The sequence below is a fragment of the Sandaracinus amylolyticus genome, from assembly GCF_000737325.1.
In the GTDB taxonomy this organism is placed as follows: Bacteria; Myxococcota_A; Polyangia; order Polyangiales; family Sandaracinaceae; genus Sandaracinus; species Sandaracinus amylolyticus.
Genome location: NZ_CP011125.1, coordinates 9,002,306 through 9,025,164 on the forward strand (window position 1 = coordinate 9,002,306; position 22,859 = coordinate 9,025,164).

Below are 22,859 nucleotides of genomic sequence, written 5' to 3' on the forward strand. Positions count from 1 at the left end.
GAGAGCGATGAGCTATCGGATCGTCGACGAGCCGAGCGCGAGCGGGCTCGCGCGCTTCGCGGTGCGGCCGTTCTGGCCACTGCTCGCGCAGATGCTCGCGGGCGCGTGGCTCGCGTGGCCTTGGTTCATCGTGAACTCGATCGCGATGGGCAGCGCGACGCGCAAGCAGGAGCAGCGCTGGGTCGCGATCGCGGCGGTCGGCTCGGTCGTGGTCACGGTGCTCGTGATGGCGATGCTGGGCGCCGAGGCCGCGGGACCGGCCGCGCGCTACGTCGTGCTCGTGATGCTCGGGCTGAAGCTCGGCGTCGCGTATTGGCTGCACACGCTCCAGGAGCGCACGTTCGGGCTCTTCGAGCACTTCGGGCACAAGGCGCGCAGCGGGCTCGCGCTGGTGATCGCGGGCGCGATCCTCCGCGCGACGATCCTCCCCGAGCTGCCGCTCTTCCTGATGCTGGTGCTCTCGTGAGCGAGTCGTTCGCGGATCGGAAGCTCGAGATCGCGCGTCGCTTCCTCGCGCAGCGCCACTGGGCCGGAGCGATCGGCGTGCTGAAGGACGTGCTCGGCGCCGAGCCGAATCACGCCGACGCGCACCTGATGCTCGCGCTCGCGCTCTACGAGCAGCGCCGCATCCACGCCGCGCTGCACGAGGCCGAGACCGGGCTCGCGCTCGCGCCCGAGAGCGCGAACGCGCACCGCGTGCTCGGCGTCGTGCTGATCGGCATGCGCCGGCTCGACGATGCGCAGCGCCACCTCGATGCCGCCCTCGCGCTCGAGCCCGCCGACGTGCCGGCGCACGTCGCGCTCTCCACGCTCGCGACGCTGCGAGGCCGACGCGACGAAGCGCGTCGCTGGCTCGAGAAGGCGCTCGCGATCGATCCCACCGATCCCGAGACGCTCGCCGATCTCGCGCGGCTCGAGGCCCAGGCGGGTGATCTCGCGGCCGCCGAGCAGCACGCGCGCGAGGCGCTCGAGGAGCACCCCGGCGCGTCGAGCGCGCTCGTCGCGATGGGCCTCGTGCTGCTCAAGAAGGGCGACGTCGCGGGCGCGCGCGAGCACGCGATCTGGGCGCTCCGCAACGACGCCACCGATCTCGAGGCGCTGAACCTGCTCGCGCAGGTGAAGGCGCGCGAGAGCCTGTGGCTCGGCCTGTGGTGGCGGTGGGCGAGCTTCACGAGCGTGCTCGGCGACGGACGCTCGGTCGCGCTGATGCTCGCGACGTTCATCACCTACCGCATCGCGCGCCTCGTGCTCGAGGATCTCGATCTCGAGGGCGCGGCGTCGCTGCTCCAGTACGCGTGGCTCGCGGTCTGCGCGTACACGTGGATCGGGCCCGGCGTGTTCCGTCGCATGCTCGACAAGGAGCTCGAGACGGTGAGCCTCCGCGACGATTACTGACCGCGCTAACCTCCGCGCGTGATCACACGGCTTCGCGCGCGCGGCGGTCGTCCCTTCGTCTACGGTCATCGCGGCGCGTCGAAGCGCGCGCCCGAGAACACGCTGCGCGCGTTCGCGCTCGCGCTCGACGAGGGCGCCGACGGCGTCGAGCTCGACGTCCGCCTCAGCCGCGACGGCATCGTGATGGTCGCGCACGACCCCGATCTGCAGCGCGTGGCGAAGCGCCCCGAGCGCGTCGCCGATCTCGACGCGGCGACGCTCCGCACGATCGACGCCGGCGGCGACACGATCCCGACGCTCGACGACACGCTCGATCTCGCGCTCGCGCGCGGCGCGCTGGTCAACGTCGAGCTCAAGGGCGACGTGCCCGACCGCCTCGCCCTGGCGCGCGCCGTCGCGAGCCTGTTCGCGCGCCGCAGGCCCAGCGAGCGCGAGGGGCTCTTCGTCTCGTCGTTCCGCCCCGAGATCCTCGTCGCGCTCCGTGCGCTCCGCGCCCGCGTCCCGCTCGCGTTCCTGTTCGATCCCGAGCACACCGGCGAGGTGCGCGGCGCCCTCCTCCGCCGCGTGACCCCGTCCGACGGGCTGCACCCTCACCACACGCTCTGCACGCCGGGCGCGATCACGCGCTGGCACGCGCGCGGCCACTTCGTGAACGCGTGGACCGTCAACGCGCCCGAGCGCGCGCTCGCCCTCGCCGCCGCGGGCATCGACGGGCTCATCACCGACGATCCCGCCGGGCTCGTGGCCGCGCTGCGCCGCTGAGGGCTATCAAGGCGCGTGCCGTTGCCACCCACGCCGTACTTCACTATATACGCCGCCCTGAGCCGGACCGGCCGCGCGCGCCCTGCACGCGGAGCCTCGTGTCCGCGCTCCGAAGGCGATGCGTGGCAAGGCGACGGAGAAACGAAGACGCGTTCTACGAGGAAGACAACGAGCGTGACGATCACGTCAAGCTCGACGGCGTGATCTCGAACGTCTACGCCGGTGGTCAGTTCGAGGTGAAGACGGACGCAGGCGCGGTGGTCCGCGCGCAGCTCTGCGGCCGCATGCGCAAGTACCGCATCCGCGTGATCCTCGGCGATCGCGTGACGGTCGCGCTCAGCCCGTACGACCTCACCCACGGGATGATCGTCTACCGCGCGAAGTGACCCGCACGCCGCGCGTCGCGCGGCGCGGATGGATCGCGCGGGCCCCGACGGTCTCCCGCTCTCTCGGTTCGACATCTCGATGACGGCTCGCCTCGAGCCTCGCCGCCCCGGCGAGGAGGCGAGCGCGTGCGCGCGCTCAGCGCACCCGACGGATCTCCGAGACCCCGAGCCGGTAGGGCTCGGTCGTGTCCTCTGCGAGCGTGCCGACCCAGACGCGATAGAGCCCTTCGGGCCACGCGTCGGCCGCGACGTCGGGCACCTCGCGGGTCCCCACGTCGCAGAGGAAACGTCCTTGCGGCGTGAGCACGATGATCGTGAGCTCCTCCTCGCGATCGCCCTCGGCATCGACCCAGAGCTGCAGGAAGTCGAAGTCGCTGCGCAGCGTGATCGCGTGCGTCGGCCGCGCCGAGATGTGCCCGCGGCAGGTGCCGCCCAGCGAGGTCGCGTCGATCGGTCCGCCCGCCGCGCCGGCGAGCGTGCGCGGATCGGGCAGGAACCCGCGCTGCAGCCGGATGCCCTCGTGGCTGCCCTCGGTCGCCTCGACCTCGAGCCCGAGATCGCGCGCGAGCGCTTCGCCCTCGTCCCACGTCGACGCCTCGCCGATGCCCGGCCTCACGCTGCGCGTCTCGGTGATGCGCAGCTGGTAGTCGCCGCTCGTGCCGAGGGTCTTGCCGCCGATCCACACCTCGACGCGCCCCGCGGGGAAGAGCCCTTCGACCGCGGGATGCGGCCCGAAGCGGTCGTCGCTGCACAGCCACTCCCCGCGCGCGTTGCGCACCGCGAGGACGAGGTCGACGTCGGCGGTCGCGAAGAGACGCAGGTACCCGAAGCGCGTGTCGAGCGCGAGCACGTGGCTCGGGGAGGTCCCGACGAAGCCGGTGCACGCCGACGCGAGCTCGCTCGCGGGACGCGTCGCGCTGGCGCGCCCTTCGAGCACCGCGGGGTCGGGGATGAACCCGGTGCGCAGGTGCACCGCGCCCTCGAGCTGCGCGCGCGCGCTCGCGTGCGTCAGGAGCAGCGCGACGAGGACTGGCAGCGCACGGACGAGAGGTCGATGCATCGAGCGATCGGTGCGGAGCTCGCACGGGAGCGTGCGGAGCACGCGGACGGGAGGGTGCTGCGCCGGCGAGCCGAGGTTGGACACTCGGTCAGATCGTACCGTGCTCCTCGTCGGACGGCAGCGGCTTGCCGCCGAGCCGGTTGAGCAGGTCGATCGCGATCTCGCGGCGCGTGATGATCTCGCGCCGCGTGACGGCGTCGCCCGCATGGGCGAGCTCCTTCTCGCACTGCGCGAGCGCGTGGCGCGTGCGCGCGATCGCCTCGCCGACGAGATCGAGCTCGAGGAAGTGACGCGCCTGCTCGAGCAGCAGATCGATGCGCTCGGCCGGCGTGGTGACGTCGCGGGTGCTCATCGAGAGGTGAGATAGGCACCCGTCAGCGACAGAGCACGACCGTCGCGGGACCTCCGTGCACGCCGACGATCGTCCACCCGCTCGGGATCGGCGTCGTCGTGCGCGGCGTCGAGAGCGCTGTCACGTCGTTGAAGACGAGCGCTTGCGCGTAGCACTCGGCGTAGCCCCGGGTCTGCGCGGTCGCGCTCGATCGCAGCGCGACACCCGCGGCGAGCCCGAGCGCGAGGCCGAGCGCCACGATCGCGACCATCCATCTGCGTGCGTGCATATGCAGCAGTGGTGCCCGCCGCTCGCGCGCCCCCGTCCGGGACCTGCGGCACGAGCACTCCAGCAAGCGCTGTCGAACATCGGCTCGACCGCCGGTCCCTACCGTCCGCGCGCTTCGCGCGCTCCCGTCCGGGACCTGCGGCACGAGCACTCCAGCAAGCGCTCACCGCTTGGGGCGGCCCGAGCGTCGCTCGAAGTACGACACGGTGTCGGGGCGCACGCAGAACCAGAGGAAGTACACGTCGAACGCGACGCGCGCCGCGAGCGAGAACATCTCGGGCCCGGTCATGTGCCGGCGCACCGTCGCGAACGCGATGCCGCCGATCGCGAGCTCGATCAGCGCGCCCGTCATCAGGAGGAAGCGCGCCCAGTTCTTCCCGGCCCAGAAGAAGTACGCGATCAGCAGCGAGACCCCGAGCGGGATCATGTAGAAGCCCGCGATCGGCGCGTTCGAGCGAGCCCAGAGGCCGATCGAGAGGATGTCGATCCCCGCGAGGATCAGGACGAGGAGGTCGATGCCCTGCGGCGGACCTCCATCGCCCACGGCGCGCAACCACGGGCGCTTCTGCGCGTCGCGCTCGAACGCGTCCTTCGGAGGCGGCGCGGCGAACGGTCCAGCCACCTGCGGAGGCGGCGGCGCGAACGATCCGCGCGCCTGCGGAGGGCCATGCATGGATGCATGGCTCGCGGGCTCCGCCATGCGTGGGTGCATGGCCCCTTCGAAGTGCTGCTGCGCGCGGGGATCGGTCGGGATCTCCTCGCTCGCGTCGAGCCGGACCCACGTCTGCTCCGCGTCGTCGACGACCTCGGGCGCTGGTGGCATCGGCGGCGGGACGTCGCTCGATCGCGGCGCGCCGGCACCGTGGATCGGCGGCAGCGGGCGCAGATGACGATCGAGCATCGCGCCGCACACCTGGCAGCGCACGAGCTCGTTGCTCGCCTCTTCGAGCCGCGCCGCGCCACACGACGGGCAGCGCGCCGCGAGCCCGTACTGGCTCATCGATGCCGGAACGCGCGCTCGTACGCGTCGAACGGACCGACCGGCGCCTCACCGGTCCACGTGAACGCGAAGTCGCGCCGCGGGCGCGACGTGCCCATGCGGCGATCGGGCTGGCGCACGCAGCGACGGATCGCGTCGGTCACCGAGCCGAGCCCGGGGATCGTCGCCGCCTCGAGCGGCTCCGCGAGACCGACGCCCGGCAGGTGCTTGCCCGCCTCGAGGATCGGCGGCGCGCGCAGCGAGTCCCAGAGCTCCTCGACGCAGCGGCGGATCAGGTGCTCGCCGAAGTTCGTGATCTCCGTGTCCTCGTTGACGAAGACCGCGCGCCCGGTGCGCGAGACCGACTCCGCGATCGCCGGCCAGTCGTAGGGGTGCAGCGAGCGCAGGTCGATCAGCTCGACGTCGATGTCCTCGCGCGACAGCACGTCCGCCGCGCGCTTCGCGACGCCGACCATGCGCCCGTAGGTCACGACCGTGACGTGCTCGCCGCGACGCACCGTCTTCGCCGCGCCGATCGGCACGAATTCGAGCGCGGTCTCGGGCCACTCGGGCTCCCAGCCCTCGCGCTGGCCGATCGGCGCGTCGATCATCTTGCCGAGCGCGCGCGCGTCGTCGGGCTCACCGGGGATCATCTCGTCGGGCCCCGCGGCCTTCACGCGCATGAGCGCCTTCGGGATCAGCACCATGACCGGGTTCGGATCCTGGATCGCCGAGAGCATCAGCCCGTACGCGTCGCGCGGGTTGCTCGGCATCACGATCTTCCAGCCCGGGATGCGCGTCGCCTGCGCGTCGAGCGAGTGCGAGTGGTACAGGCTGCCGTGGATGCCCGCGCCCACCGGCGTCATCAGCACGAGGGGCACGTTCCAGTCGCCGTTGCTCGACCACAGCGTGTTGCCCGCGAGCTTCAGCAGGTCGATCGTGTTGAACGCGTAGTCGCAGAACTGGATCTCGGCGACCGGCTTCTGGCCCGCCATCGCGAGGCCCATCGCGGCGCCCACGATGCCGCGCTCGTCGAGCGGCGAGTTCCACGCGGTGCGCAGGCCCTGCGTGGCGGTGAACACGCCGCCGAGCGGCGGGCCCACGTCCTCGCCGAAGATGTCGGTCACGCCGAGCTTCGTCTCGCCGACGTGCAGCGCGAGACGGACTGCCTGGACCATCGTTGCCATGAGGAGCTCCGGGTTTCTCATGCGCGACGGGGCCCCGAGAGGGCCCCGTCGAATCGTCGTCGTGGTGGATCGATCAGCTCAGGAGGCGTTGCCGTTCTTCGACGCCTTCGTCGTCGGGAACGTGCAGCTCGGCGCCTTCCACAGACGATTGTCGTGCGGCACCTTGCGCGCGCCCTCGCCGACGATGTCGCGATCCGCGAAGACGTGCTCCCAGACCGACGCCGGCTCGGGCTTCGGCTCGAGCGAGACCGTCTTCGCCGCCTCGAGCAGGAACTGCTCGTACTCGTTGCGCAGCGAGTCGCACTCGTCGCTGGTGCGCAGGCCGCGCGCGACGAGCTTCTTCTCGATCTCGGTCACGCAGTCGATCTCGCTCTCGACGTAGTTCGAGCCGCTCGAGCTCGAGTGCCCGTAGAGGCGCGAGACGTACGCCTCGAGGAGGAACGGCTTCCGCTCGCGACGCACGTAGCGCATCGCGTCCTCGAGGCCGCGGTACGCGCTCTCCGCGTCGTTGCCGTCGATCGTCGCGGTGCGGATCCCGAACGCCTTGCCGCGATCCGCGATGCGCTGCTCGCCGTGCTGCTCGTGGCCCGGCGTGGAGATGCCCCAGCCGTTGTTCGTCACGATGATCAGCATCGGCAGCTCGAAGCCCGGGCGCGACGCCCAGACGAGGCAGCTCGCGAAGTCGCCCTCGGCCGTGCCCGCGTCGCCGCCCTGCACGATCGTGATGCCCTCGCCGCCCGCGCGCTTCTGCGCGATCGCGGTGCCGATCGCGGTCGCGTACTGCACTTCGATCGGCGAGGTGATCGGCGCGACGTTCCACTCGCGCTTGCTGTAGTGACCGCAGAAGTTGCGACCGCCCGAGTAGGGATCGGTCGCGACGCTCTTCATCTGCCGGAGCGCGTCCACCGGATCGGCGCCCATCGCGAGCAGCGTCGCGCTCGAGCGATAGTGCAGATGCAGGTAGTCGTGATCGAGACCCTGGCCCTTCTTCGCGAGCAGGCCGAGCGCGACGTTGAACGCCTCTTCGCCGGGCCCGCCGATCCAGAAGTAGCCGTCCCCTCCACGCTGCATGCGGATGAGGCGCTCTTCGAGAGAGCGCGCTTCGACCATGCGCTCGTGCATGCGCAACAGGAGCTCCGCGGGAAGCGGCTCTGCGCGTGCACGTAGCGTAGCGAATGGCGCAGGAAAGCCGCTCGGAGACGTGTGGCTGAAGTCCGCCATAGGTCGACCTCTACCACGCATTTCCGGCCTCGTCCGTCGAGAAGCATTGACGCGCCTCACGCCGCACCGCGTCGTGCGCGTCACGAAACAAGACGGAACGATCGCGTTTACGGATCGCGACGCAGTGCGTCGTCGTCGAGTCGATCGCCACCCTGCGCGATCATCTAGGCACCGCGTGCTCGCGTCGGCTACGCGGGCGAGACCTCGACGATGCCCTTCTTGCGCAAGCGAATCAGCGCGAGGAGCGTCTCGAGCTCGCGCAGGGGCGAGAGCAGCGTGAGCGCCGCCACACTGCGCGGCTTCTGGGCGAGCGCGTCGAGCAGCGCTTGGTCCGCGCTCGAGATCGCGCTGCTCGGCGGGCGCGCGATCCGCACGACGTCGGTCTTCGCGAGCTGCGCGTAGCAGGCCGCGAGGTGCGCGCGCTCGGTCTGCTCGAGCAAGCGCCGCACGCGCGTGTCGGCAGGGCTGCTCGCGAGCAGCGAGCGCAGCACGTGCGCGGCCTCGGCGAACTGCTCCTCGCGCACCAGCACCGCAGCCTGATCGATCAGCGTCGCCGCGAGATCACGCGCGCCGGGCAGCGCACCTTCGACCTCGACGCAGCCGATCGCGCGCAGCTCGTCGACGCGACGGAGGAGCGCGGTGCGCGAGAGGCCGAGCACGAGCTGCATCTCCGCGAGCGTCGGCGTGCCCGACCCGAACGGACGGCGTGCTTGCTCGAGGATCGCGGCCTGCACCGCGCCGAGCTCGTCGTCGGGCGCGGTGCCGATCGCGCGCAGCCGCGCCGCGTCGTCGGGGTACGTCGACGCGAGGCGCGGCCACTCGTCGAGCTGACGCAGGCCTTCCATCACGAGGAACCCGAGCGGCACTGCGAGCTTCACCGCGGCCTCGGACGACGCGGGGCCGCTCTCGGACACGTCGCGCAGCGTGAAGCGCCCCTGCGTCTCGAGGAACAGATCGAGCAACGACTCGATCGCAGCCGCGCGCAGCCCCGGCCCGGGCGCGTCGGGCGTTCCGTCGGACGCGAGCACGCCGCGCACGTGCGGCATCGAGCTCGCGATCACCTCGCGCTCGTGGGTGATCATCCACGCGCCGAGCCCGCTCTCGCGCTCGATCTCGATCCGTACGTTCCGCCTCGCCGCCTCGGCCCACTGGAGCACGTCGGTCAGCGGCATCGTCGCGAGATCACCGCGCAGCATCGAAGGTCGACAACCTATCACGAAGGGGTCGGCTGATCTGATAACGTTCGTGCGTCGTGTCCTTGATCAACCCGCTCGCTCGCGAGATCTCCGCCAAGATCGTCTATTACGGCCCCGGTCTGTCGGGAAAGACGACGACGCTGAAGGCGATCTACGACGCGGTGCGGCCCGAGCGGCGCGGTCAGCTGCTCACGCTCGCGACCGAGGGCGACCGCACGATCTTCTTCGACTTCCTGCCCATCACCGTGAACCAGGTGCAGGGCATGGGCGTGCGCTTCCAGCTCTACACCGTGCCCGGTCAGGTGTTCTACGAAGCGACGCGCCGGCTCGTGCTCAACGGCGCCGACGGCGTGGTGTTCGTCGCGGACTCGCAGCGCGCGGCGCGCGACTCGAACCTGCAGTCGTTCGAGAACCTGCAGCAGAACCTCGAGGAGATGGGGATCGACCTCGCGAGGTTCCCGTTCGTCGTGCAGTACAACAAGCGCGACCTGCCGGACCTGATGTCGGTCGAGCAGATGCGCGCGGACCTCAACGCGCTCGGCGCGCCCGAGCACGAGACCGCGGCGAACGCGGGCGTCGGCGTGCTCGAAGCGCTGCGCGACATCTCGGGGCTCGTGGTGCGCTCGCTGTGGAACGAGCTGCCGAAGAGCGCGCCGCGCGAGACGCCCGCCGAGCTCCTGCCGCCTTCGCCCGAAGCAGCGGCGACGCAGTCGGTGCGGCCGCGCGGCGTCGCGGGTGGGATCGTCGCCGAGCTGCAGCGCATCGTGGACTCCGGCGAGCACGAGGCGTTCTCGCTCAACGAGTCGACCGACGTGGTGCGCGCGGCGAAGACCGCGGTGCCTCCGCCGATCGCGTCGCCCGACGTCGGCATCTCGTTCGCGCCGCTCTGGGAGGGCGCGGACACCGCGACGGTGGTGGAGATCGAGGACGCGATCCGGCAGGGCTCGCACAAGCACGCGCTCGAGCTCTCGGCGCGCGCGCTCGCGCGCCTGCTCGAGTCGCTACCGGGCACGCTCGCGAACGAGAGCCCGATGGCGAAGGCCGGTCTGCTCGGGCTCGATGGCCGCGAGTACCTGCGCTTCTGTCGGCTCGTGCTGATGCCGGAGAGCGCGGTGACCGACAAGGACGCGCTGTTCGCGCTCTACATGCTCATCTCCGCGAAGCTCAAGGCGCAGGCGATCTGAGCGCGACGCGGAAGGAAGCGCGGCTCCGCGCGTAAGGTCGGCGGTGAGCCACCCCGATCAGGAGCTCGTCGCGCGACAGCTGCGCGGCCTCACGATCCTCGACGAAGCGCATCGCGCGACGACCCGCGGCAGCGCGACCGCGGGGCTCGTGTTCCTCGGGCTCGGGCTCGCGTTCCCCGCGATGAAGATCGCGGCGATCGCGGCACTGAGCGTGACGTGGAGCCCGTTCCTCCAGCGCGCCGCCGACATTCCGATCTGGGTCGTGGCGATCATGATCGTGTGCGGCGGCGGGATCGGCGCATACGCGCTCGTGAACGCGTGGAAGCTGCGCGCGGCGGGGTCTCCGGTGCTCGCGCACCTGCGCGCGAACGCCGACGATCCGCTGGTCGACATGGTGTGTCAGGTCGTGGTGCATCGCGGGCATCGCACCGCGTACTTCGACTTCACCACGCGGCGCGGTCGCGTGCTGCGCGAGGTCGTGACCGGCGCGCTCGAGGGGCGCGTCGCGGACGCGGCGTCGACGTGCGTGCCGCGCAGTCGCTGATCACTCGTCGCGCTCGAGCGGATCGGGGAAGAGCGAGACCAGGACCGGTCGCGTCGCGTGGTCGAGCTCGCCCGAAGGTGCGCCGAGCTGACCGAAGCGGTTGTCGCCCCAGCACACGAGGCGGGTGAAGGTACGGAAGCACGCGTGCGCCTCGCCGCACGTCACGCTCCCCTCGTCGTGGATGTCGAGGACGCGCACCGGCGTCGTGCGGTCCTGGTGGGTGCCGTCGCCGAGCTGACCGCGCTCGTTCGCGCCCCAGCACCACACGCCGTCGAGCACCGACGCGCAGCTGAAGCCGGATGCCGCGGGCACGACGAGCACGCCGTCGGCGTCGATCTCGAGCGGACCACCGCCGCCGACGCAGAGCGATCCGATGGGCCGCTCGGGCAGCCCGATCACCGGCACGGGCGCGTCGTGGTCGCGCATCGTTCCGTCTCCGAGCTGCCCGAAGTCGCCGCGGCCCCAGCAGCGCACCGTGGTGCCGCCGCGGACACACGCGTGCTCCTGGCCCAACGCCGGCCCGAGCGGGATCGGCGCGACGTCGATCGTGATCGCGCGTTCGGTCCACGCACCGGGCTGGAGACGACCGCCCGGCGGTGCGCTCCCCCAGCACTCGAGGGTCAGCGCGTCGCGCGCGAGGCCGCAGCTGCGCATGCCCCCGGCGAACATCTCGATGCCGTCGAAGCGCCGCGCGGGATCGAGCGCGGGGCCCGTCGCGGGATCACGACCGTCCCACGCGCCGAAGCAGTCCGAGGCCTCGATCCCGCCGCCGGAGAACCGCTGGAGGCACGTATGCAGCGCGCCCGCGCTGATCATGAAGCCCGCCTCGGGACGCGTGACGATCTCACCACGCGCGCCGCCGACGACGCGCGGCTCGCCCCAGCAGAGGATCTCGGTCGCGCCCTCGACGCACGTGTGCGCGGCACCGAGCGCGAGACCGTCACGCACGCTCGCGAGACCGAGCACACGACGCGGCGTGATCTCGTGCTCGCTCGCGTCCGGCGCCGCTTGGCCGCGATCGTTGGAGCCCCAACAAAACACCGCTCCCGAGCTGGCCAGCACGCACGTGTGCCTCGCGCCCGCGGCCACCTCCCTCAAGAAGCAGTCGTCGAACGTGCACTCCGTCGGCTCGCGCGGAGACCGCGGCTCTCCGCCGCCGTCGGGTCGCTCGTACGACCAGCTCGGGGTCGGATCGCAGCGGAACGACGTGCCCTCGCACGATGCGAGGGCGATCGCGATCACCACGAGACACGTCACGCGGGTGCGGGTCACAGCTCGATCCGGAGGCCGAGGTTGGGCGCGACGATCGGCGGCGCGCGGTCGGTGTTGCACCTGATCGGGATCCCGTCGCCGTCGACCGCGCACACGAGCGCGATCGCCTCCTGCGCGAACGTCACGTTGAGCCACTCGATCGAGACGCGCAGTCGGCCCCAGCCGGCGTCCCACGCGTACGCGATCGACGCATCGAGCCGCGCGAAGGGCGTCACCTCGCGCTCGACACGCTCGAACAGCGAGAGCGGCATCGAGAAGTCGCGGTACGCGAACCCACGCGGCCCGCCGCTGCGCAAGTGCACGCGCGCACCGACGGAGAGCCCGGGCACGATCTCCCAGCGCGCGACCGCGTTCAGCACGTGGCGCACGTCGTAGCTCGGCCGCATCGCGACCTCCCACGCCCCGCCGAACGAGATCGGATCGAGCTCGCTCCACGAGAGCGTGTACGAGATCCATCCCGAGACGCGCTCGCGCGGCGCGATCGCGATCAGGCCCTCGCCGCCCCACGAGATCCCGTTCGTGCGCGGCACGAGCGGCATCGTCGGGCAGTACGCGTCTTCCGGAAGCTCGAGCAGCGGATCGCACGCGCCGCGCTCGTCGAGGATCGTGAGGAAGTCGGAGAACACGAGGTCTTCGTAGCGATGCACGAAGAGCTGCAGCTCCGCGCGGAACGAGCCCAGCTCGAACGTCGCGCCGCCGTCGAGCTGCATCGCGGTCTGCAGGCCGGGCGCGAGGATCAGGTCGTTGGTGCCGGGGACCGGCAGGTAATAGCCGGGCGGCTGTCGCGCGACGCCCGCGCCGACGTGCAGCGTGAGCTCGGTGATCGGGCGCCACGCGATGCGCAGCCGCGGATCGAGCGCGCCCTCGAGGCGCTGCGCGTACATCCACGTGTCCACGCGCGCACCCACGTCGATGGTGAGCTCGGGCAGCAGCAAGAGCGTGAGCTCCGTCCACAGCGCGGCGGTGCTGCGCGTGAGCGCGTCCTGGATCTGCGGCTGGAACGTGTTGCGCAGGCCGATCTCGGGGTTGCGACCGAAGCTCGCGAGCACGTCACCACCCGCACGCCACGAGACGAAGCGATCGCGCAGCCCGCCCTCGAGGCGCGCCGCGACGTGCCCCGTCTCGGCGTGCGTCGCGCTCTCGAGCCCACCGAAGTAGTCGGTGCGGTCCCACCCCGCGCGCAGCGCCGCGAGCCCCGAGAACGCGCCGGCTCGGCGTCGGACGCGCGCCTCGACGCGATGGAACTGGATCTCCGCGTGCGTCGCGCGCCCCGCCTCGCTGCTGTACGCGAAGCGATCGTAGGACCCCAGCGCGACGACCTGCACGTCGTCGTGCGCGTCGAGCGGCACGGTGGCGCGCAGCTGGTAGTCGCCGAAGCCGAGCTCGAGGTTCTGCACGAACGCGCCCGCGAGCAGCGAGCTCCAGCCGATGCGCAGCGCGCCCGCGAAGCGACCGCCGTTCGGAAGCGGCGTCTCGAAGTAGCCGCTCACGTCGAGGAGGCGCACCTCGATCTCGCCGTGCGTTCCGTCGAGCGGCGCGCGATCGTCGGGGCCCTCCGCGAGGATGACGCCCCCGATGTGACGGCCCCAGCGCGCGGGCGCGGCGCCGGCGTGGAGCTCGATGGCGCCGAGCATGCGCGGGTGCACCACCGCGGGCCCGAGCGCGAGATGGAACAGCTGCGGCAGCGGGATGCCGTCGTACACGTAGAGCGTGCCCGCGGGCGGCGAGCCGCGGACGAACGCGTAGGGCACGCCGTTCGCGACCGGCACGACGCCGGGGAGCGACTCGATCGCGCGCAGCGGATCGCCCATCGAGCCGGGCGCGTCGCGCGCCTCGATCAGCTCGAGCCGCCGCACCGCGGGCGCGACCGGGGACACCTCCGCGCGGGCCCGGAACGGCGGAGGCTCGCGGCGTGACCGCACCCGCCACGGCGCGTCGTCCTCGGGGAGCACGGGCTCGAACGCGACCGGATCCCAACGGATGCGGACACGCGCGGCGATCGGCGCGCCGTCGCGCAGCGCCGGCACGAAGCGCGAGCGCTCGAGCGCGACGTGGACGGCCTCGCAGAGCGCGAGCGTCGCATCGCAGGCCTCGAGCGCGGCGAGCCCGTCGACGCCCACCAGCGCTTCGACGATCAGCTCGCGCTCGTGATGCGCCGGCAATGGCTCGAGCTGCGCGATGGACGGTGGCGTGAGCGCCTGCGCGCGCGCGCGCCCCGGCGCGAGCATCACGACGAACGTCGCGAGCCACACCAGGGCGCGGGCGAAGAGCGCGGACGAGCGCATCGGGACGGACTGTGCGCACCGGCGCACGCGATCCGAGCGCCAACGACGTCCGAGCCGAGGGGCTCGATTCCCGATGACGCGCGCTCAGCGCGCGAACTGCGCGAGCGGCGCGTCGACGGGCGCGCGGACCAAGCGGTTGGCGTACGTCGACAGCACGTAGATCGACACGCCGAGCACCACCTCGAGCGCGGCGCGCGCATCGAACCCCGCCGCCGCGAAGCGAGCCCGCTCGTCGTCGCCGACCTCGCCGCGCGTCGCGAGCACGGCCTTCGTGAAGCGCCGCACCGCCTCGAGCCGCGCGTCGCTCAGCGGCGCGCCGATCCGGATCTCGCGCAGCAGCTCGGTCTCCCCGAGGCGCGTGAGCAGCGCCGCGTGGAACGCGTCGCAGAGCTCGCAGCCGACCTCGTGCGCGACCACGAACGCGACGACCTCGCGCGAGAGCTCGTCGAGGCTGGTGGCGCGCCACGTCTGCTGCAGGCGCACGAACGCTTCGAGCATCAGCGGCGCCACGGCCTGGCGCGCCATCGCGGCGGGGACGAACCCCGCGTGGCCCGCGGTCGCCTTCAGGATCGCGCGAGCATCTTCGGGCGCGGACTCGATCGTGTGATCACGGAATTCCATGTCGTCCTCCTCCGATATTGTCGATGCAACATTCACGACGCGGGATCACGGCCCCGCGTCCTGGTCGAGGTTCGCGAACATCTTCTGCAGCGTCGCGCGCGTGACCTCGAGGTCCTGCTTCGAGATCCCGCGGAGCGAGCGCGCGACGAGCTCGCGCACCCGCGGCACGAGCTCGCCCTTCAGCTTCTTCGCGCGCGGCGTGAGATACACCCGCCACACGCGCGCGTTCTCGGGATCGGTCTTGCGGCGGATCAGCTCGCGCCGCTCCATCCCCGCGAGGATGCGGCTCATCGTCGGACGATCGCGGTACGTCGACGTGCCGAGCTCGGTCTGGGTGCGCCCGTCCGACTCCCAGAGGCGCACCAGCACGATCCACTGCTCGGGCGTGATCTCTTCGTCGTCGATGCGCAGCACCGCGAACGTCGCGTTGCGCGTCGCCTGGTAGACGCGGTGGATCCAGTACGCGAGCGCGTTGTCGAGGACGATCCCGTCCGACGTGAACTGATCGTGCACGCGATCCGTATGGCGCGGGCGCGCGATGTTGTCAATGCAACATAGCGCGCCGCGCTCACCCGCGAGCGCGCGCCACCGCCGCCGCCACGAGCCGCGCGAGCTCGTCGACGTCGCCAGGATCGCCGCTCGCGAGGAGGTGCCAATTGCCGCCCGATCCGATCAACAGCGCGCGCTCGCCCTCCTGATCGACGACCCGCGGCAGCACGCGATCGAGCGGAAGACGCAGCCGCGATCCGAGCAGGCGATCGCGCCACGCCAGCCCGTCTTCGTCGATGCGGATCCGCTCGACCGAGAGCGGCCACGTCGCGGCGATCCCCGCCGCGAGCGCGATCGAGAGCCCCTGCGCCATCACCGAGAGCGCGCCGAACGCGACGGCGAGCGCGGTCGACGCGACCACGATCGGCACCACCTCGCGCGACGTCGCCTCGGCGCGTCGCTCACGCGTCAGCTCGGTCGCGCGTCCCGCGCGCGTCTCGGTCCATCCGAGCCGTCGCGCGTCGGGCGGAGCCGCGCGATAGGGCCGCTCATCGGGCATGCGCGCAGTATGGCCCGATGGCACGTGGGCTGCTGCGCTGGTTGCCCATCATGCGAACGCCACGAATCGGCACACTCACGAGCTCGACGGCATCAGCGCTGCTCTGCGTCGGGCTCGCGTCTTGTCAGCCCTTGAACGACGCCCTGATCATCCAGCGACTCCAGCTCGAGCTCGCGCCCGGAGCGACGATCCACGTCGTGCTCACGCCCAACGCGACCGCGATTGCACAGGCGGACGCCGGCGTGCGCCTGCTCGCGAGCGCGTTCTCGCCAGGGCGCGCCGCGCTCGAGGTGATCGCCGACGATCCCGGGCTCGACGAGTTCGTCGTCCTCGACACGCGCTCACTCGCGGACGGGTCGACGTCGCTCAGTGCCGGCGTGAGCGGCGGCGACCTCCGCGCGCTCTGCGCGGAGCTCGACCCGTGCGAGATCGGGTTCACGCTCGCACTGCTCGAGGCGCCGGGCCCCACGGCGGTCCACCTCGAGATCGGCGTCGCGCGCGCGGGCGACCGCGGGCTGTTCCATGTTCGCGGCCCGAAGCACTTCGAGCGCGAGGCGGCGATCACGGTGCGAACCGAGTGAGCGATGCACGGATGCATCACGGCACGCCGAAACGTGTAGGCGTCATGCATCCGTGCATGGGGTGATCAGAGCGCCGCGACGAACTCGCGCGCGAGCTCCATCGGGTACGGGCGATCCTTCGGCGAGAGCGCGGTCGCCGCGCGCATCAGCTTCGCCATCGCCGCGGGGTACGCGCGCAGGCGCTCCGCGTCCTCGAAGGGATCGCGGTTCATGTGCGCGATGATGCGATCGCGCGGCGACTCGAGATCGTCGAAGAACGTGCGGCCCGTCGTGACGTTGTAGATCGTGCCCGCGAGCGCGTAGACGTCTGCGCGCGCGTCGAGCTCGACCGGATCGAGCACCTGCTCCGGCGCGATGTATCCCGGCGTCCCGGCGACGAATTTCCCGCCGACCTCGGGCGGGACGCGCATCGCGCGCACCATGCCGAAGTCGATCACGACCGTCGCGAGCGGCTGCGCGCGCGCCGGGTCGCGATGTTTGTCGGCCTCGAAGCGCTCCCCGCCCGAGAGCGGCAGTCGGAGCCACAGGTTCGCCGGCTTGATGTCGCGATGCACGAGCCCCGCCGCGTGCAGCGCCGCGAGCCCCGCGCACGACTCGACCACGACCTGGCGCAGCTCGAAGAGCGACATCGGTCGCGCGGTCGCGTACTGCTTGAGGTCCGCGCCGATCAGGTACTCGAGCACCAGGAACGGCACCGCGCCCGAGACGCCGCGATCGATGATGTTCGCGACGTTCGGGTGATAGAGCCCGGCGAGCGCCTTCGCCTCCTCGACGAACGACGCGAGGATGCCCTCGCGCTCGGTGTCGCTCGCGCCCGCGAGCGCGTCCGCCTTCGGGATCTTCAGCACGAAGAAGCGATCGGCGCCCGGCTTGCGCACCAGCCACACCGTGCCGATCCCGCCCTCGCCGAGCGGCTTCACGAGCTCGTAGCCCTCGATGATCTTCGGCTCTTTCTTCTTCGGCGCGGGGGGCGGCGGAGGCGAGCGACGCACCGCGCCGCTCACCGCGCCCTCGACCAGCGCCGACGCGACGGGCCCGAGCGACGCGAACCACACCTCGAGCATCGAGAGCTCGCGCGCACGGATCGCACGCGCGATCAGCGCCGCGACGCGCGGTGCGTTCTCGGTCGCGGCGCGCGAGAGCGAATTCTCCGCGGTGATCTCGCTCGCGGCGTGCAGCGCCTTCACGGGATCGGCGAGCGCGCCCTGCAGGCGCTCGGCGCTCATCACGAGCTCGAGGCAGAGCGCCTCGAGATCGGGCTTCGGGCCCGCCGCGCTCGCGAATTTCTCGAGCCCGCGCGCGAGTCCGGCGAGCGCGTGCGCGAGCTCGGTGTCGTCGGCGTGCAACGCGGCGAGCGCGCTCGCCGCCGTCGCGCCCCAACGCCCCTCCGCGTCACCCGACGCGACCGCGGTGCGCAGCGCCTCGGCCTCCTCGCAACATCGCGCGAGCGCGCCCGGCGCCATCATCGGCAGCGCGGTCGCGAGCTGCTGCAGCATCGCGGGACGATCGATCACGAGCGCCCACCACGCCGCGAACGGCCCGAGCCAGCGCACGTCGTCGACCTCGCCGAGCGCGGTCCCGCGCGTCGTGTCGACGAGCCTCCAGAAGAGCGCGCTGAGCGCGCCCTCGAGCGGCGCCGGGAGATCGCGCGCACCGTCGGCGAGCCCCTCGACCTTGCGCAGCCAGCGACACGTGCCGTGCGCGGTGGGACCGCTCCCCGGACCGAGCTCGCTGTCCTCGCCGCACGCGTCGAGCGCGTACCCGCCGAGCCGCACCGCGAGCACCTCGAGCGGCAGATCGTCCTCGGTGCGCTCGCGCTCCTTCAGGAGATCGAGGATCTCCGCGGGCGCGCGCGCGATCGTCGTCCACGTCGCCTCGAGATCGGGCGCGTCGACGTGCTCGCCCTCGGGCCGCGTCGCGAGCAGCGGGCCCCACAAGCGCAGCGCGAGCGAGCGCGCGCACCCCTCGAGCGCGTTGATCGCGGCGGCGCGATGACGGAGGGTGTCTTGGCCCAGTGCGATGCGGCTCGCCTCCGCGAACGTCGCGGCGAGCGATCCCGCGAAGCGCGCCGCGCGCGCGTCGGCCTCGTCGTCGTCGTACTGCGCGGCGATGCGCACGAGGTTCTCGAGGCCGAGCTCGAGATCGAGCGGATCGCGCTCCGCGCCGTCGACCGGGTCGGTGACCGCGATCACCTCGAGCCAGCGTCGCTGCTCGTCGAGCGAGCTCGCGCGCGCGCGGCGCGCCATCTCGCGCAGCTGGCGCATGGGCCCTTCGATCGCGCTCTGGTTCGTCCCGCGCCGCCACAACGTGCCGAGCCCGCGCGCGAGCGCGCGCGCCGCGACCGCACCGCCGTCGCCCTCGAGGATGCGCGCGGAGAGGCGATCCCAGAGATCACGCCGCTCGAAGAACAGATACGGCGTCGCCGCCGCGACCGCCGCGAGCGCCCAGCCCTCCTCGGGCGAGTCGAGGATGTGCACGAGCTCGCTCGCGAGCACCTTGAGCCGCTCGGCCGGCAGCGACGCGAACGCGGTGAGCGCGCGCTGGCGCAGCAGCAGCGACTCGCCGCGCATCCAGTCGAGCAGCGTGCCCTCGAGCTGATCGATCGATCCGGTGAGCCGACCCAGCGCGCGCGACGCGTGGATCCACACGAGCGGCTCGGGGTGGAGCAAGAGCGGCTGCAGCACCTGCAGCGTGCGACCGACGAGCTCGGGATCGACGTTCGCCGGGATCCCGCGCGCGCTCACCTCGAGACAACGCGCCGCGAGCACGCGACCCCGCAGCGATCCGTGCGCCGGGCGCGCGACGATCGCCTCGAACGTCTCGCGGCTCGCCCACACCCACGCGCCGAGATCGGGCAGCGAGAGCGCCGTCGCGCCCGCCTCCCAGAGCAAGATCTCCATGCGCGCCGCGGCCTCGGCGTTCTCGGGGAGCGCGAAGCGATCGCCGGTGCCGAGCAGCGGCGCGCACGCGAGCGCGTCGAGCAGCGGTCCCTCGACGATGCGCGCCCGCGCCGCGGCGGCGACGCGCGAGGCGAGCTCGGGACGCGTCGCCGCGCTCGCGAGCAGTCGCGCCATGCGCGCATCACGACGCGCGGCGCCCGCAGCGCACCACGTGAACACGATCGCGCCCGCGGGCTCGCCGAAGAGCGCACCGAGGTCGGCGAGCCCGTTCTGCGATCGCGTGAGCGCGGGCATCGCGCGATCGAGCACGTCCGCCGCCGCGCCGGCCGCGCGCGGCAGATCGGGCTCGGGCATCGCGTTCGCGCGCCAGCGCGCGTAGAGCGCGCCTTGGATCGCGGGATCGACCGCGAGCGCCGCGGTCAGCGTGGAGAGCGCCTCTTGGACCGCCGCGGGTAGCATCGCGTCGGGATCCGAGCGTATTCGTCTGCGACGGATTGATCCATACCCACGGTGAACGCGCTGGCACAGCCACTGCTGAATCCGCGAGGCATGGACATGCGCTCACGATCGAAGGCGTGCCTCGCGTGGCTCTCGGCCGCGATCGTGGCGATCACGCTCTCGCCCACGCTCGCCGCGGCGCAGTACGAGCGGCCCGACCCCGCGGTCGGTGCGCTCTCGTACTTCTTGAGCTGGGCCGCGGGGACGTTCGCGCTGCTCGGGCTCGCCGCGATCGCGGCGTGGCTCGTCCCGCACGAGACCGCGGAGCGCGTCTACCGCACCGCGACGTACGAGACGCGCCGCACGCTGCTGATGGGCCTCATGGTCGCGGTCGGCATCCCGCTCACGATCTTCGCGCTCACGCTCACGATCCTCGGGATCCCGCTCGCGATCGCGACGTCGATCCTCGCGGTCCCGCTCGCCGCTGCGGGCTACGTCACGAGCGGCTGGCTGCTCGGTCGCGCGCTCTCGGCGCGTCGCCACTCCACGCGCGAGCTCCGTGATCGCGTCCTCTGGTCGCTGCTCGGCGTGGGCGCGCTGCGCCTCATCGCGCTCGTGCCGCTGATGGACGGCCTCGTCGGGCTCGTCGCCAGCACGGTCGGCATCGGCGCGCTGATCGCGACGTTCGATCGCGCGGGTCGCACCCACACGTGGCGTCGCGCGACGCGCGCAGCAGAAGAAGAAGACGCGCCGCGCGGCACGCGCATCTACGATCAGGCGCCCGCGGGCGCCTGATCGCTCCTCGAGCTGGAATGCTCGCTCGCGCAGGACCCGCATGGAACGTGCGGAGCACGTGGACGGGAGGGCCTGAGCGGGCGAGCGTTGTTGGAGACGCGCTCAGGCGCGCTCGACCGAATAAACGCCTTCGACGCCCTGGATCCTGCGCATCAGGTTCTGCAAGCGCCCCGCGTCGTCGACGAGGAACTGGAAGAGGTTCACCGCCTGTCCGTCGGGTCCGACGCGGCAGTTCGCCTCCTGGATGTTCACGCCCGCTTCGGTGAACGCAGCGCTCACGTTCGCGAGGATGCCCGGACGATCCGACGTGATGATCCGCAGCGCGACCGGACGCGCGATCTTGATCGCCTCGCTCCACGCGACGTCGATGCGGCGCTCGGGGTCGAGCTCCATCGCCTTCGGGCACCCGCGACGATGCACCGTCACACCGCGCCCGCGCGTGATCCATCCGGTGATCGGATCGCCCGGCAGCGGCTGGCAACACTGGGCGAAGCGCACCAGCACGTCGTCGACGTCGTCGATGCGGATCCCGCCCGCGCTCGAGCTGCCGGTGACGCGACGCACCGTGCGCTCGATGAACGAGGGCCGCAGCGCGTCCGCCGACTTCTCGTCCTGGATCGCCGCGTCGTAGACGTCGCCGGCCGACACGCGCCCGTAGCCGACCGCCGCGAAGAGCTCGTCCGGGCTCTGCACCTTGAAGTGCGTCGAGACCCGCTCGGCCTCGCCGCTCTTCAGGAAGCGCGCGAACGACATGTCCTTCTTGTGGAAGGCGCGCTCGACGAGGTCCTTGCCGAGCTTGATCGAGCGGCGCCGCTCCTCGCTCCGGATGTACGTGCGGATCCGCGAGCGCGCGCGGCCCGTCTGCACGAAGTCGAGCCAGTCCTTGCTCGGATGCTGCTGCGGCGACGTGATGATCTCGACGGTGTCGCCGTTGTGCAGCGTGTATCGCAGCGGGACGATCGCGCCGTTCACGCGCGCGCCCGCGCAGTGATCACCGACCTCCGAGTGCACCGAGTACGCGAAGTCGATCGGCGTCGCGCCGCGCGGGAAGACCTTGAGCTGTCCCTTCGGCGTGAAGACGTAGACCTCGTCCGCGAAGAGATCGACCTTCACCGAGTCGAGGAACTCGGCGGGGTCCGCGACCTCCTGCTGGAACTCCATCAGCTGGCGCAGCCACGCGAAGCGCGCCGCGTCCTTCGCGTCCGGACCGCCGCTCTTGTCCTTGTACTTCCAGTGCGCCGCGATGCCGTTCTCGGCCGTCTTGTGCATCTCGTCGGTGCGGATCTGCACCTCGATGCGTCGCTGGCCGGGCCCGATGACCGTCGTGTGCAACGACTGGTACATGTTGGGCTTCGGCAGCGCGATGTAGTCCTTGAAGCGGCCGGGGATCGGGGTCCACTGCGAGTGGATGACCCCGAGCGCCGCGTAACAGTCCGCGACGTTCTCGACGAGCACGCGGAACGCGAGCACGTCGTGCACCTGCTCGAACTCGCAGTTGTTCTGCCGCATCTTGCGGTAGATCGAGTACAGGTGCTTCATGCGCCCGCTGCACTCGGCGGCGAACCCGCGCTCGATCAGCATCTTCTGCAGTCGCTTGCAGACGTCGCTGATGTACCGCTCCTGGTCGCGCGAGACCTTCTTCGACTTCGCGATGATGTCGACGTAGGCCTCGGGATACAGGTATCGGAACGAGAGATCCTCGAGCTCGCTCTTGAGCCAGTTGATACCGAGCCGACCGGCGAGCGGCGCGTAGATCTCGAGCGTCTCCTGCGCGATGCGGGCCTGCGCCTCGGGCTTCATGTGCTCGAGGGTCCGCATGTTGTCGAGACGGTCGGCCAGCTTCACGAGCAGCACGCGGATGTCGCGCGCCATCGCGACCAGCATCTTGCGGAAGCTCTCCGCTTGCTGGTCTTCCTTGCAGGTGAAGTTGATCTTGCCGAGCTTCGTGACGCCGTCGACGAGGAAGGAGACCTCCTCGCCGAAGATCTCCTCCATCTGCTTGGTCGTGACGTCGGTGTCCTCGAGGACGTCGTGGAGCAGCGCGGCGCAGACGCTCGCGCTGTCGAGCTTCATCTCCGCGATGATGTTCGCGACCGAGACGGGGTGCGTGAAGTAGGGCTCGCCCGACTTCCGCTTCTGCCCCTCGTGCTTCTGCGCGGAGAAGACGTACGCGCGATTGACGAGGTCGAAGTCCGCCTGAGGTTGGTAGCCGCGAACCTTCTCGACGATCTCGGTGAGAGAGATTCTGTCGGTCAGGCGGACCATACGGGCGGCGCTGCTGCTCGGTACGGTGGCGCGAGCCGGAGGCGGTGACCTCACCGAGCCCTCGGATTCGCGAGTGTCAGGCAGCCTAACACTGCCGTTCTCCGCGAACAAGGAACGCGCT

Annotated in this window: 22 protein-coding genes; 8 read left to right on the forward strand and 14 right to left on the reverse strand. The window is 71.6% G+C overall.

Annotation, left to right across the window (positions count from 1 at the left end):
- Positions 1-7 precede the first annotated feature (7 nt).
- The 4 genes from DB32_RS48790 to infA all read left to right on the forward strand — a co-directional run bounded on the left by DB32_RS48790 (position 8) and on the right by infA (position 2,543).
- A complete protein-coding gene (locus tag DB32_RS48790; RefSeq protein WP_053237530.1) occupies positions 8-466 on the forward strand; it encodes a hypothetical protein in 459 nt (152 codons plus the stop codon).
- Positions 463-1,395 carry a tetratricopeptide repeat protein gene (locus DB32_RS48795; protein ID WP_053237531.1) on the forward strand — a complete coding sequence of 311 codons (933 nt, stop codon included), beginning with the start codon at positions 463-465 and terminating at the stop codon, positions 1,393-1,395. Before DB32_RS48790 ends, DB32_RS48795 begins: the two co-directional genes overlap by 4 nt.
- Positions 1,396-1,413: 18 nt before the next feature.
- Entirely contained in the window at positions 1,414-2,157 is a 744-nt protein-coding gene (locus tag DB32_RS37895; RefSeq protein ID WP_053237532.1) for a glycerophosphodiester phosphodiesterase, read from the forward strand.
- Between the two features lie 122 nt (positions 2,158-2,279).
- Positions 2,280-2,543, forward strand: coding sequence for a translation initiation factor IF-1 (infA, locus tag DB32_RS37900; protein ID WP_053237533.1), 264 nt, complete (start codon positions 2,280-2,282; stop codon positions 2,541-2,543).
- Positions 2,544-2,679: 136 nt separating this feature from the next.
- On the opposite strand, the gene DB32_RS37905 is transcribed toward infA, so the two are convergent.
- The 7 genes from DB32_RS37905 to DB32_RS37935 form a co-directional block, all read right to left on the reverse strand.
- Positions 2,680-3,603, reverse strand: a complete 924-nt coding sequence (locus DB32_RS37905) for a hypothetical protein (protein WP_157069983.1) — start codon at positions 3,601-3,603, stop codon at positions 2,680-2,682.
- A gap of 88 nt (positions 3,604-3,691) precedes the next feature.
- Entirely contained in the window at positions 3,692-3,955 is a 264-nt protein-coding gene (locus DB32_RS37910; RefSeq protein WP_053237535.1) for a hypothetical protein, read from the reverse strand.
- A gap of 22 nt (positions 3,956-3,977) precedes the next feature.
- Positions 3,978-4,223 (reverse strand): hypothetical protein, encoded by a 246-nt coding sequence (locus tag DB32_RS37915; protein WP_157069986.1) that lies wholly within the window; start codon positions 4,221-4,223, stop codon positions 3,978-3,980.
- A 162-nt stretch (positions 4,224-4,385) separates the two neighbouring features.
- Positions 4,386-5,222, reverse strand: a complete 837-nt coding sequence (locus DB32_RS37920) for a hypothetical protein (protein ID WP_053237537.1) — start codon at positions 5,220-5,222, stop codon at positions 4,386-4,388.
- Positions 5,219-6,388, reverse strand: coding sequence for an alpha-ketoacid dehydrogenase subunit beta (locus DB32_RS37925; RefSeq protein WP_083458289.1), 1,170 nt, complete (start codon positions 6,386-6,388; stop codon positions 5,219-5,221). The genes DB32_RS37920 and DB32_RS37925 overlap by 4 nt, the downstream gene beginning before the upstream one ends.
- 78 nt (positions 6,389-6,466) lie before the next feature.
- On the reverse strand, positions 6,467-7,510 hold the full coding sequence (locus DB32_RS37930; protein ID WP_075097721.1) for a thiamine pyrophosphate-dependent dehydrogenase E1 component subunit alpha: 1,044 nt from the start codon (positions 7,508-7,510) through the stop codon (positions 6,467-6,469).
- 287 nt (positions 7,511-7,797) lie between these two features.
- On the reverse strand, positions 7,798-8,805 hold the full coding sequence (locus DB32_RS37935) for a DUF4388 domain-containing protein (RefSeq protein WP_053237538.1): 1,008 nt from the start codon (positions 8,803-8,805) through the stop codon (positions 7,798-7,800).
- 56 nt (positions 8,806-8,861) lie between these two features.
- Here DB32_RS37935 and DB32_RS37940 point away from each other — a divergent pair, with 56 nt between their 5' ends.
- Positions 8,862-9,989 carry a GTP-binding protein gene (locus DB32_RS37940; protein WP_053237539.1) on the forward strand — a complete coding sequence of 376 codons (1,128 nt, stop codon included), beginning with the start codon at positions 8,862-8,864 and terminating at the stop codon, positions 9,987-9,989.
- A gap of 43 nt (positions 9,990-10,032) precedes the next feature.
- Positions 10,033-10,533: a hypothetical protein gene (locus DB32_RS37945; RefSeq protein WP_053237540.1), complete on the forward strand. Its 501-nt coding sequence runs from the start codon at positions 10,033-10,035 to the stop codon at positions 10,531-10,533.
- Here the strand turns inward: DB32_RS37945 and DB32_RS37950 are convergent, their stop codons facing one another.
- The 5 genes from DB32_RS37950 to DB32_RS37970 form a co-directional block, all read right to left on the reverse strand.
- A complete protein-coding gene (locus tag DB32_RS37950) occupies positions 10,534-11,805 on the reverse strand; it encodes an RCC1 domain-containing protein (protein ID WP_053237541.1) in 1,272 nt (423 codons plus the stop codon). It lies immediately after the preceding gene.
- Positions 11,802-14,090 (reverse strand): TonB-dependent receptor domain-containing protein, encoded by a 2,289-nt coding sequence (locus DB32_RS37955; RefSeq protein WP_053237542.1) that lies wholly within the window; start codon positions 14,088-14,090, stop codon positions 11,802-11,804. The genes DB32_RS37950 and DB32_RS37955 overlap by 4 nt, the downstream gene beginning before the upstream one ends.
- An 84-nt stretch (positions 14,091-14,174) precedes the next feature.
- A complete protein-coding gene (locus DB32_RS37960) occupies positions 14,175-14,711 on the reverse strand; it encodes a carboxymuconolactone decarboxylase family protein (RefSeq protein WP_053237543.1) in 537 nt (178 codons plus the stop codon).
- A 45-nt stretch (positions 14,712-14,756) separates the two neighbouring features.
- The gene (locus DB32_RS37965) at positions 14,757-15,224 is read right to left on the reverse strand and encodes a MarR family winged helix-turn-helix transcriptional regulator (protein WP_053237544.1); all 468 of its coding nucleotides are present in this window, start codon (positions 15,222-15,224) and stop codon (positions 14,757-14,759) included.
- Between the two features lie 55 nt (positions 15,225-15,279).
- Complete coding sequence (locus DB32_RS37970; RefSeq protein ID WP_053237545.1) at positions 15,280-15,759, reverse strand: hypothetical protein; 480 nt, start codon at positions 15,757-15,759, stop codon at positions 15,280-15,282.
- Between the two features lie 131 nt (positions 15,760-15,890).
- Here DB32_RS37970 and DB32_RS37975 point away from each other — a divergent pair, with 131 nt between their 5' ends.
- Positions 15,891-16,340 carry a hypothetical protein gene (locus tag DB32_RS37975; protein WP_053237546.1) on the forward strand — a complete coding sequence of 150 codons (450 nt, stop codon included), beginning with the start codon at positions 15,891-15,893 and terminating at the stop codon, positions 16,338-16,340.
- A gap of 65 nt (positions 16,341-16,405) precedes the next feature.
- Here DB32_RS37975 and DB32_RS37980 read toward each other — a convergent pair whose 3' ends face one another.
- Positions 16,406-19,699 carry a serine/threonine-protein kinase gene (locus tag DB32_RS37980; protein ID WP_053237547.1) on the reverse strand — a complete coding sequence of 1,098 codons (3,294 nt, stop codon included), beginning with the start codon at positions 19,697-19,699 and terminating at the stop codon, positions 16,406-16,408.
- A 96-nt stretch (positions 19,700-19,795) separates the two neighbouring features.
- Here DB32_RS37980 and DB32_RS37985 point away from each other — a divergent pair, with 96 nt between their 5' ends.
- On the forward strand, positions 19,796-20,473 hold the full coding sequence (locus tag DB32_RS37985; protein ID WP_157069992.1) for a DUF8173 domain-containing protein: 678 nt from the start codon (positions 19,796-19,798) through the stop codon (positions 20,471-20,473).
- 102 nt (positions 20,474-20,575) lie between these two features.
- Here DB32_RS37985 and DB32_RS37990 read toward each other — a convergent pair whose 3' ends face one another.
- The gene (locus DB32_RS37990) at positions 20,576-22,738 is read right to left on the reverse strand and encodes a RelA/SpoT family protein (protein WP_053237549.1); all 2,163 of its coding nucleotides are present in this window, start codon (positions 22,736-22,738) and stop codon (positions 20,576-20,578) included.
- Positions 22,739-22,859 lie beyond the last annotated feature (121 nt).